The sequence below is a fragment of the Stenotrophomonas sp. FW305-C-20-S1 genome, from assembly GCF_058783335.1.
In genome coordinates this window covers 20,538-30,285 of record NZ_JBYTEK010000047.1, presented here as the reverse complement: position 1 = coordinate 30,285, position 9,748 = coordinate 20,538, and the positions used below count along the sequence as shown (strand labels likewise).

The window sequence follows — 9,748 nt, the reverse complement described above, 5'->3', positions numbered from 1 at the left end:
TCCGCGGCATGGATGCCGCGGCCAAGCCCCCAGGGATGGGTTTACGGCGTCCCCCGCAACCGGACCCACCCCGCCATTCCACGGAATGCCCGCTTTTGACGTTGACGTTGGCGTTGACGTTGACGTTGATTCGGCAGGTGCAGGGCGCAGCCCTGCCGATCATCCCACCTGCACCCGCCGCCCTTCGCGCGCGCTATCCATCCCCGCCTGCAGCAGCCGCATCACCTGCAGCGCCTGCTGCGCGCTGACCGTCGGCTCGCCCTCACCCTGCATCGCCGCCGCGAAGTCGGCATACAGGCGCCGATAGTCGCCCGGCAGGTTGTCCACGGTACTGCGCAGGACGTTGTCCTCCGCATCGCAGTGCAGCAGCTCGCCGTGGCGCGGATCGATACCCCATCCCGGCGCACCTGGCGCGATGCCGCGACGTAGCTGCCCCTCCTGCACGTCCAGGCCCTGCTTGATCCAACTGGCCCGCGTGCCATGCACGGAAAAACGGGGGGCAGGCGCAGCGACCAGTGAACCGGCATGCACGATCGCGCGATGGCGCGGGTAATGCAGTACGGCGTGGAAATAGTCGACGCCGCTGCCGCCTTCGCGCTGCACTGCAAGGTCCGCATCGATCGCCTGCGGACAGCCGAACAGCACCAGCATCTGGTCCAGCAGGTGCGGCCCCAGGTCGTACCACAGGCCGCTGCCCGGCCCGTCCTGCTCGCGCCAGCGTTCGCGCACCTGCGGACGGTAGCGGTCAAAATGTGCGTGGCATTCGGCGATGTCACCGAGCGCGCCGTCGGCAAGCAGCGCCTGCAGGGTCAGGAAGTCCGCATCGAACCGCCGGTTCTGGAACACGGTGGCGATGCGTCCAGCGTCGCGCGCTGCGGCCAGCACCTGTTCGGCTTCGCGCACGCTCACGGCGAACGGTTTGTCCACCAGCACATGCTTGCCGGCGGCCAGCGCGGCGATGGCCAATGGCGCGTGCTGTTCGTTCGGCGTTGCGATGACCACCGCATCTACCGCCGGGTCATCGAAGACCTCCTGTGCGCTCGCGCGTACGTGGACGTCGCTGAAGGTGCGCAGCAGCGTATCGCGCTGCGAACTGACCACACTGTGCAGGGCCAGCCCCGGCGTGTGCTGGATCAGCGGGGCGTGGAAGACGCGGCCGGCAAGGCCGTAGCCGATCAGGGCCAGTTGCAGCTCAGGGCGCATGGGAGGATCTCCGCGCAGATCGTGAAGTGCAGGACAGGAACCTCAGGGTAAACGAGATGACTACGCGCCCGGAAGCTGAACCATTCCCGCTGCGGGTGCGCCCATTCACGTGAGCGTGACCGCAGCGCCACGCCTGCACTACAAGCACTTGGCGACACTGGGCGCACCAACCAGTAGGAGAACCAAACGATGAGCACCACGACCCGTACGCTGTTGGCTTCCGCCCTCACCCTGGGCCTGGCGCTGTCCTCCTCGGCCGCATTCGCCCAGGACGCCGCAGCGAAGAGCCCGCCGAAAACCGATCATTCGGCGATGACCCACGCAGACCGCCATGATTCCAACGAGCCGGTCACCGACAGCTGGATCACCACCAAGGTCAAGGCCGATCTGCTCGCCAGCAGCAATGTGCCGGGTACCGAAGTAAAGGTGGAGACGGTCAATGGCGTGGTCAGCCTGAGTGGCACCGTTGCCACCAAGGCCGAGCATGACAAGGCCATCGCCACCGCCAAGGGCATCAAGGGCGTGACCCGCGTTGATGCCGCCGCACTGAAGGTCAGCGCCGCCAAGCGTTGATTGACCCCGCAGGTTATCGGCAGGGGCGCTCCCACGGGGGCGCCCCTGTTTTGTGCTGTGGCGCCTGCTCGATGCGTGCTGGTGGGCGCCCCGCCGAATGACCCATTGCCCCAGAGATGTGACCGGCTGCGCTATATTGCCGGTTCCGCCGTGGCCGGTCCTGCCCGGATCGCACTCCCCGGCTGAGCTGACGAGGAACTATGGCGCTGGTTTTCAGTGATGACATCTGGGATCGCTGGCGACTGCCTGCTTTGGCACTGGCAGCGGCAGCCATCATCGTGGTCCCGTGGTTGACCCTGCGCAAACTGCAGCAGGACAACGAACTGGCCATGGGCTGGGTGACCCATACCCAGCAGGTGACCGTGGCCCTGCAGCAGCTGCAGACCGACGTGCGCGACATCGAATCTGCTGCGTTGACGCTGTCCAAGGGCGTGGACGCGCCGGGCCTGCGCGAGCGCATGGGCAAGGCCAACGACATCCCCGAGCGTCTGGCCGAACTGGGCCGGATGACCCGCGACAATCCGGACCAGCTGATCCGCATCGGCCGCATCCAGTCGATGCTGGAAGGTCGGCTGGGGGTTGCGCGTGAACTGGCGAAGTCCGAGCCGAACAGCGACCAGCGCGAGCTGGTGCAGGACCTGAGCACGCGCTACCCGATCCGCGGCCTGGTGGAAGAGCTGCAGGCCAGTGAGGAAGCGCTGCTGGCCCAGCGCACCGCGCAGGCGGAGCGACAGAAGCGGCAGACCAACTTCGTGTCGTGGAGCTCGCTGCTGGTGCAGCTGGCACTGCTCGGCCTGGTGCTGTGGCTGCTGCAACGGCAGATCGGCCGCCGCCTGCAGGCAGAGCGGCAGTCGCAGCGCGCAGCGGCACGCGCGGCGTCGGTGCTGCAGACCGTGCGCGAACCGATCGTGCTGCTGGATCGCGAGCTGCGCGTGCAGCTGCACAATCCCGCGTTCTCCGAGTTGTACGGGCTGCAGGATGAGCGCGCCGACGGCCTGCTGCTGGAAGACGTAGGCGAGGGCGCGTGGCGTGACCCGGTGGTGCGCCAGCGTCTGGCCGATGTGTTGCTGCGCGGCCGCGAACTGTGGGATTTCGAACACGAACAACGCACCGTCGACGGCATGTCCCGTTACATGCTGCTCAACGCCCGGCGCATGCCGCTGCCTGACACCGACGATGAAGTGGTGCTGCTGACCGTCAGCGATGTGACCGTGCAGCGTGCGGTGCAGACACGTGTTGAAGAACTGAACCGGCAGCTGGAGGGCAAGGTTGCCCAGGTCTCGGAGGTCAACCGCGAACTGGAAGCGTTCAGCTACTCGGTGTCGCACGACCTGCGCGCGCCGCTGCGCCATGTCGCCGGTTTCTCGGACAAGCTGTCGCGCCATCTGGGCGAGGCTGCCGACGAGAAGAGCCAGCACTACCTGGGGGTGATCTCCGGTTCAGCGCGGCGCATGGCCACGTTGATCGACGACCTTCTGGTCTATTCGCGCCTGGGCCGCGTGGCGATGCGCCAGCAGACCGTGGACATGCAGTCGCTGGTGGCCGATACGCGCGCGATGCTCGACGCGAACGTGCAGAGCGAAGCCGAGAGCAGTGGCCACGCCCATCAGGTGGAGTGGAGCATCGCGCCGCTGCCGATCGTGGTGGGCGACGAAAACATGCTGCGCCAGGTCTGGCTGAACCTGCTGGGCAACGCGGTGAAGTATTCAGCCAACCGCGAGCCGGCCAAGGTCCGCGTGGACTACCAGCAGCAGCCCGATGGCGGTCATCAGTTCACGGTCAGCGACAATGGTGCAGGCTTTGACATGGCCTACGCCGGCAAGCTGTTCGGTGTATTCCAGCGCCTGCACAAGGCCAGCGACTATCCCGGCACCGGTATCGGCCTGGCCAGCGTTCGCAGGGTGCTGACCCGCCATGGCGGCCGCATCTGGGCCGAAGCCGCACCGGATGCCGGCGCCACCTTCCACTTCTATCTTCCCCCCGTGCTCGACGCGGACAAACAGGGCCCCATCGCATGACGACGCTGCGCACCATCCTCCTGGCCGAAGACAGCCCGGCCGACGCCGAAATGGCGATCGATGCGCTGCAGGAAGCGCGCCTGGCCAATCCCATCGTGCACGTCGAAGACGGCGTGGAAGTGATGGATTACCTGCTGCGCCGTGGCGCCTTCGCCAGCCGCGAAGAGGGCCTGCCGGCGGTGCTGCTGCTGGACATCAAGATGCCGCGCATGGATGGCCTGGAAGTGCTGCGGCAGATCCGCGAACACGATGAGCTGAAGCGGTTGCCGGTGGTGATCCTGTCCTCCTCGCGCGAGGAAAGCGACCTGGCCCGCAGCTGGGACATGGGCGTGAACGCGTACGTGGTCAAGCCGGTGGACGTGGACCAGTTCTTCGGCGCAGTGCAGACCCTGGGCAAGTTCTGGGCACTGATCAACCAGGCTCCGGAGATCGAGTAGGCCCATGCCCCTGACCGGTCCCGCGCTCGGCGCATTGCGCATCCTGCTGGTGGAAGATTCCCCGGAGGATGCCGAGCTGATGTCCGAACAGATGCTCGATGCAGGCCTTGAGGCCACCTTCGAGCGTGTCGAGAGCGCGGACGACCTGCGCCATGCGCTGGCGCGCTTCCAGCCGGACATCGTGCTGTCCGACCTGAGCATGCCCGGTTTCTCCGGCGACGACGCGCTGCGCATCGTGCGCGATGCGTTGCCGGAGGTACCTTTCATCTTCGTCTCCGGCACCATGGGCGAGGAGAATGCGGTGGCGGCCCTGCAGAAGGGAGCCAACGACTACATCATCAAGCACCAGCCGGCGCGCCTGCCGTCGGCCGTGGCGCGCGCGGTGCGTGAGGCACGCAGCGCCATCGAGCGCTCGCGGGTGGAAACCGAGCTGATGCGCGCGCAACGGCTGGAAAGCCTGTCGTTGCTGGCCGCTGGGCTCAGCCACGATCTGCGCAACATCCTGCAGCCGCTGCTGATCATGCCGGACCTGCTGAAGGCGCGTACCGAAGATCCGCAGCTGCACCACCTGGCCGACGTGATCGCCGAATGCGGTCGCCGTGGCCATGAGATGGCCGAATCGATGCTGTCGTTCGTGCGCGGCTCGCGCAAGGCCAGCGAACGCATCCACATCGATGACCTGTTCCAGGCCGTGGCGCTGCTGTTGCGCAGCAACGTGCCCGATGGCGTCCGCCTGGACCTGGTGGTCGAGGATGAGGGGCTGGTGGTCGATGCCAACTACACCGAGTTGCAGCAGGTGTTGTTGAACCTGGCGCTCAACGCGATCCAGGCGATGCCCCAGGGTGGCAACCTGAGCCTGACCGCCAGCCATGGTGGCCAGCGCGATGGCGAGGACTGGCTGCGCATCGCGGTGGTCGATGAAGGCACCGGCATGGATGCGGACACGTTGTCGCACCTGTTCAACCCGTTCTTCACCACCAAGGCCGATGGCACCGGGCTGGGCCTGATTTCCTGCAAGCGCATCGTCGAAGGTGCCGGTGGCAGCATCCACGTCGACAGCCAGCTGGGGCGAGGCACCTGCTTCGAGCTGCGCTTGCCGATGCATGCCAGCGCCGAGGGCGGCGAACCGATCGAACAGCTGGTGGCACTGGGCAGTGGTCAGTCGATCCTGGTGGTCGATGGTGAAGCCACCCGCCTGTCGCTGTTGGGCAATGCACTGTCCAGCCAGGGCTATCAGCTGCAGTTGGCCTCCGATGGCCCGGCTGCGCTGCGCTGGATGCAGCAGGAGGCGATGCCGGCGCTGGTGATTGCCGATGCCGGCTCCAAGCTGTTGTCGGCCAGCCAGCTGCTGGGCGAAATGGCCACGCTCGGCTACCGCGGCCCGGCGCTGGTGCTGGAAGACGCTGCCGGGGAGATGCCGGAAGATGTGTTCCCCGCTGGCATCGAGGTGCACCTGCTGCGCAAGCCGCTGCAGATGCAGCAGGTCTTCCGCGCGGTGGCCGACGCGCTGGGCTGAAACAGGGGTAGTGCCGGCCGCTGGCCGGCATCGGCGTGTGGTCGGATCATTGCGGTTTCCGGCCAGCGGCCGGCACTACCGGCCCTGGGGTTCCCACGGGAACCGCGGCAGGCTTTCCACCGCCTGTTCCAGCCGTCGCGACCAGTTCTGGTGGATGTCGGCATACAGCGGCGAATCGGCGCCCAGCCGCAGCTGCTGGCTGATCCGCAGTTCGCCGGCGCGCAGCAGCGCCAGGTCGACCGGCAGGCCCACCGACAGGTTGGAACGGATGGTCGAATCCAGCGAGACGATCGCCGTGCGTGCGGCATCTTCCAGGCGCGTGGACGGGGTCAGGATGCGGTCCAGGATCGGCTTGCCGTACTTGGACTCACCGATCTGCAGATAGGGCGTCTCCGGCGAGGCGGCAATGGCGTTGCCCAGCGGATAGACCATGTATAGGCCGGGCTGTTCACCGGCAATCTGTCCACCGAAGATCAGCGTCGCCTGGGTGTTCACCCCGTCGTGGCCATGCTCGGTGTGCTGGCTCTGTACCTGGCTGTCCACCAGCAGGGAGCCGACGTAGGCCGCAGCCTCGAACAGATGGGCCATGTCGCGCAGGTTCGGCGTGCGCCGCTCCTCGGCATCGCGCTTCAGCCGCGACACCAGCAACTGGGTCGTGGCCAGGTTGCCAGCGGCCATCACCACATAGGCGGCCTGGCCGGGATATTCGAACACGTGCAGTTTGCGGTGCACGCGGACATCGTCCAGCGCGGCATTGGTGCGGGTGTCGGCGGCGAAGACCAGGCCCTCGTCCACCTCGATTCCAACGCAATAGGTCATGTCGGTGCCCTATCATATGCGTCCCGGATTGTAGGCAGGCCGTTGTGACGATGGCATGCCCGCGCTCCACCTGATTGCCGTCACCGGAACCGCATGACCACCGTGCTCCTGAGCCTGGGCAGCAACGTCCATCCCCGCCGCTACCTCCACGCTGCGGTGGCGGCCCTGCGCGAGCGCTTTGGCGCGCTGCAGGTGTCTGCCGCCTACCGCACCGCTGCCGTCGGTTTCGACGGCCCGGCCTTCCTCAACAACGGCGTTGCCCTCGAGACCGACCTGCCGCTGCAGGAACTGGATGACTGGCTGCATGCGCTGGAAGATGCGCATGGTCGTGACCGCAGCGGCCCACGCTTCTCCGACCGGACCCTGGACGTCGATGTGGTGTTCTATGGCGACCTGGTGGTGGAGGGCCCCGGCCATCTGCGCATTCCGCGCCCGGAACTGAAGCATGCCTTCGTGCTGAAGCCGCTGGCTGACATCGCCCCGGACTTCGTCGATCCGGTCAGCGGCCTGGACCTGGCCACGCTGTGGCGCGCGCACAAGCAGTTTGGTGAAGCGTTCGAGGTCGTGGACCTCGAATGACGGGTGGTTGTTGCCGCTGCGCTCGCCGGGCATGGCCCGGCGCTACCGGTAGTGCCGGCCGCTGGCCGGCAACATTTCAGCTGACCGTACGCCCACCATCCACGCGCAACGTGTGGCCGGTGACGAAGCTGGCCTCGGCCGCCAGCCAGTACACCGCTTCGGCGATTTCCTCGACCGTGCCGATCCGCGCCAGCGGCGTGCGCGCCAGCAGCGCCTCGCGGGCGAAATCGTCCTTGCCCTGTTCCGGCCACAGGATCGCACCGGGTGCCACCGCGTTCACCCGCACCTTCGGCGCCAGTTCCAGCGCCAGCGAGCGGGTCGCCATTTCCAGCGCGGCCTTGGCCATCGTGTAGGCGACGTGGTCGCGCATCGGGTCAGTGCCGTGCAGGTCGGTCAGGTTGACGATGCAGCCGTGCTGGCGGCGCAGGTAAGGAGCCGCGGCCTGGGCCAGCAGCAGCGGCGCGCGCGCGTTGACCGCGTACAGCTCGTCCATCGCCTCGGCGGTGACCTGGCCGAGCGGGGTGGGGAAGAAATTGGAGGCGTTGTTGACCAGCGCATCCAGGCGGCCGAAGTGGGTGACCGCCTGCTCGACCAGATCGGCCAGGGCATCGGCGTCGCGCAGGTCGGCCTGCAACGCCAGCACGCTGCCGGGGCGCTCGTTGTCCAGGTTGAAGGCGGCCTGCTGCAGTTCGGCGCTGGAGGTATGGGCGTGCAGCACCACCGACCAGCCACAGGCGTGGAACTGGCGGGCGATGGCCGCGCCGATCCGGCGTGCGCTGCCGGTGATCAGGGCCACGGGGGCGGTGTCACTCATCGAGGGTCCTCCAAGGCTCGGCTATCCTGTGCACCATTGTCACCGCATTCGAAGACGCCATGCAGCCTACCTTCCCCCTGCCCGAAGCCGATGCCCTGGCCCACAGCGATCAACTGGCCGCCGCCCTGCGTGCCGAGATCCTCGCACAGGGGGGGGCGATGCCGTTCTCCCGCTTCATGGAGCTGTGCCTGTACACGCCGGGCTGGGGCTACTACAGCGCCGGTGCCAGCAAATTCGGCGGCAGCGGCGATTTCACCACCGCACCGGAACTCGGCAGCCTGTTCGCCGGCAGCGTGGCCAATGCACTGGCGCCGGTGTTCGGCCAGCTCGATGCGCACGCGCGGATGCTGGAACTGGGCGGCGGTACCGGCGCCTTCGCCGAGGCGGTGCTGCTGCGCCTGGCCGAGCTGGAGGCGCTGCCGGCCCGTTACGCGATCCTCGAACCCAGTGCGGACCTGCGCCAGCGCCAGCAGGAGCGCCTGCAGCAGAACCTGCCGCCCGAACTGGCCGGCCGGGTGGAATGGCTTGATCGTCCGTTCGAGGACGACTGGGACGGCGTGGTGTTCGCCAACGAGGTGATCGATGCGCTGCCGACACCGCGCTTCCTCATCAAGGACGGCGAGGTATACGAGGAAACCGTCGAACTGGACGGGCAGGGCAACTTCATCCGTGGCGCGCAGCCGGCCGACCTCCTGCTCAACGGCGCGGTGCGCCATCTCGAGCGCTACCTGGAAAAGCCCTTTGCCGACGGCTACCGTTCCGAAGTGCTGCCGCAGCTGCCGTACTGGCTGCAGGCGGTGGCCGGTGGCCTGCGGCGCGGCGCGATGCTGTTCGTGGACTACGGCTACAACCGGGGCGAGTTCTACCAGGAAGAACGCGATGACGGCACCGTGCGCGCGTTCTACCGTCACCACGTGCACAACGAGATCCATCGTTGGCCGGGCCTGCAGGACATCACCGCATCGGTCGATTTCACTGCCATGGCCGAGGCCGGCCTGCACGGCGGATTTGAATTGGCCGGGTACTGCAGCCAGGCCAGTTTCCTGCTCGGCAACGGCCTGGACCAGGTACTGACCCTGGCCGAGGAGCGCACCGATGAGGTGGGCCGCATCCAGTTGCGCGACCAGGTGAAGAAGCTGACCCTGCCAACGGAGATGGGCGAGCGTTTCCAGGCCATTGGCCTGCAGCGCGACGTCGATTTCGAACCGGCCTTCGAACTGGGCGACCTGAGCTGGCGCCTGTGAGTGCAGCGTTGCCGGTGATCAAGCCGCTGCGGCGACCACGACTGTGGACCGCGTTGTGGGTGTTGGCGGTGCTGACGGTGATCGTGGTCTGCCTGATTCCGCCGCCGCCGATCCCGCTGCCGGAAAACAGCGACAAGGGCGAGCATTTCCTGGCTTATTTCATCCTGGCTGGCAGCGCGGTGCAGCTGTTCCGGCGTGGCCGTCCACTGCTGTGGGTGGGTGCCGGCCTGGTGCTGATGGGCGTCGGCATCGAGTTCGCGCAGGGCGCGTTGACCAGCAACCGCATGGCCGATCCGATGGATGCGGTGGCCAACACCGTTGGCGTGTTGGCGGGGATGGCCACCGCATTGACCCCGCTGCGCGACATGCTGCTGCGCTGGCGGGGGTAAGGCGCGCCAACCAAGGTTGGCGTCTACCAAAGGCAGCCAGGCATGGCCTGGCTCTACAGTAGATCCACGCCATGCGTGGACGGATCTCGCCGGCGCCAACCAAGGTTGTCGTCTACCAAAGGCAGCCAGGCATGGCCTGGCTCTACCGTAGATCCA

The 9,748-nt window shown here is 67.1% G+C and carries 9 protein-coding genes and 1 pseudogene; 7 read left to right on the top strand and 3 right to left on the bottom strand.

Features of this window, described 5'->3' with window-relative positions; translation table 11 throughout:
• Positions 1 to 159: 159 nt before the first annotated feature.
• The gene (locus AC3WTC_RS18615) at positions 160 to 1,203 is read right to left on the bottom strand and encodes an oxidoreductase (protein ID WP_492712242.1); all 1,044 of its coding nucleotides are present in this window, start codon (positions 1,201 to 1,203) and stop codon (positions 160 to 162) included.
• A gap of 336 nt (positions 1,204 to 1,539) precedes the next feature.
• On the opposite strand from AC3WTC_RS18615, the pseudogene AC3WTC_RS18610 reads away from it, so the two are divergent.
• The 4 genes and pseudogenes from AC3WTC_RS18610 to AC3WTC_RS18595 form a co-directional block, all read left to right on the top strand.
• Positions 1,540 to 1,776, top strand: a pseudogene (locus AC3WTC_RS18610) (BON domain-containing protein); the annotation flags it as partial.
• A gap of 200 nt (positions 1,777 to 1,976) precedes the next feature.
• Complete coding sequence (locus AC3WTC_RS18605; RefSeq protein ID WP_301866583.1) at positions 1,977 to 3,794, top strand: sensor histidine kinase; 1,818 nt, start codon at positions 1,977 to 1,979, stop codon at positions 3,792 to 3,794.
• On the top strand, positions 3,791 to 4,231 hold the full coding sequence (locus AC3WTC_RS18600) for a response regulator (protein ID WP_025878695.1): 441 nt from the start codon (positions 3,791 to 3,793) through the stop codon (positions 4,229 to 4,231). The genes AC3WTC_RS18605 and AC3WTC_RS18600 overlap by 4 nt, the downstream gene beginning before the upstream one ends.
• A 4-nt stretch (positions 4,232 to 4,235) precedes the next feature.
• Positions 4,236 to 5,747: a hybrid sensor histidine kinase/response regulator gene (locus tag AC3WTC_RS18595; protein WP_032975381.1), complete on the top strand. Its 1,512-nt coding sequence runs from the start codon at positions 4,236 to 4,238 to the stop codon at positions 5,745 to 5,747.
• A gap of 75 nt (positions 5,748 to 5,822) precedes the next feature.
• Here the strand turns inward: AC3WTC_RS18595 and AC3WTC_RS18590 are convergent, their stop codons facing one another.
• Positions 5,823 to 6,566, bottom strand: coding sequence for a proteasome-type protease (locus AC3WTC_RS18590; protein WP_492712241.1), 744 nt, complete (start codon positions 6,564 to 6,566; stop codon positions 5,823 to 5,825).
• A 93-nt stretch (positions 6,567 to 6,659) separates the two neighbouring features.
• Between AC3WTC_RS18590 and folK the strand changes: the two genes are divergently transcribed.
• A complete protein-coding gene (folK, locus tag AC3WTC_RS18585; protein WP_025878692.1) occupies positions 6,660 to 7,145 on the top strand; it encodes a 2-amino-4-hydroxy-6-hydroxymethyldihydropteridine diphosphokinase in 486 nt (161 codons plus the stop codon).
• A 76-nt stretch (positions 7,146 to 7,221) separates the two neighbouring features.
• On the opposite strand, the gene AC3WTC_RS18580 is transcribed toward folK, so the two are convergent.
• Positions 7,222 to 7,959, bottom strand: a complete 738-nt coding sequence (locus AC3WTC_RS18580) for a pteridine reductase (RefSeq protein ID WP_088100951.1) — start codon at positions 7,957 to 7,959, stop codon at positions 7,222 to 7,224.
• Between the two features lie 59 nt (positions 7,960 to 8,018).
• On the opposite strand from AC3WTC_RS18580, the gene AC3WTC_RS18575 reads away from it, so the two are divergent.
• Positions 8,019 to 9,203, top strand: coding sequence for a class I SAM-dependent methyltransferase (locus AC3WTC_RS18575; RefSeq protein WP_025878690.1), 1,185 nt, complete (start codon positions 8,019 to 8,021; stop codon positions 9,201 to 9,203).
• Entirely contained in the window at positions 9,200 to 9,592 is a 393-nt protein-coding gene (locus tag AC3WTC_RS18570) for a VanZ family protein (RefSeq protein WP_025878689.1), read from the top strand. Before AC3WTC_RS18575 ends, AC3WTC_RS18570 begins: the two co-directional genes overlap by 4 nt.
• Positions 9,593 to 9,748 lie beyond the last annotated feature (156 nt).

Coding starts and splice junctions, on each gene's coding strand:
- AC3WTC_RS18615 (WP_492712242.1), bottom strand. CDS start 1,203: ATGCGCCCTGAGCTGCAACTGGCCCTGATCGGCTACGGCCTTGCCGGC.
- AC3WTC_RS18605 (WP_301866583.1), top strand. CDS start 1,977: ATGGCGCTGGTTTTCAGTGATGACATCTGGGATCGCTGGCGACTGCCT.
- AC3WTC_RS18600 (WP_025878695.1), top strand. CDS start 3,791: ATGACGACGCTGCGCACCATCCTCCTGGCCGAAGACAGCCCGGCCGAC.
- AC3WTC_RS18595 (WP_032975381.1), top strand. CDS start 4,236: ATGCCCCTGACCGGTCCCGCGCTCGGCGCATTGCGCATCCTGCTGGTG.
- AC3WTC_RS18590 (WP_492712241.1), bottom strand. CDS start 6,566: ATGACCTATTGCGTTGGAATCGAGGTGGACGAGGGCCTGGTCTTCGCC.
- folK (WP_025878692.1), top strand. CDS start 6,660: ATGACCACCGTGCTCCTGAGCCTGGGCAGCAACGTCCATCCCCGCCGC.
- AC3WTC_RS18580 (WP_088100951.1), bottom strand. CDS start 7,959: ATGAGTGACACCGCCCCCGTGGCCCTGATCACCGGCAGCGCACGCCGG.
- AC3WTC_RS18575 (WP_025878690.1), top strand. CDS start 8,019: ATGCAGCCTACCTTCCCCCTGCCCGAAGCCGATGCCCTGGCCCACAGC.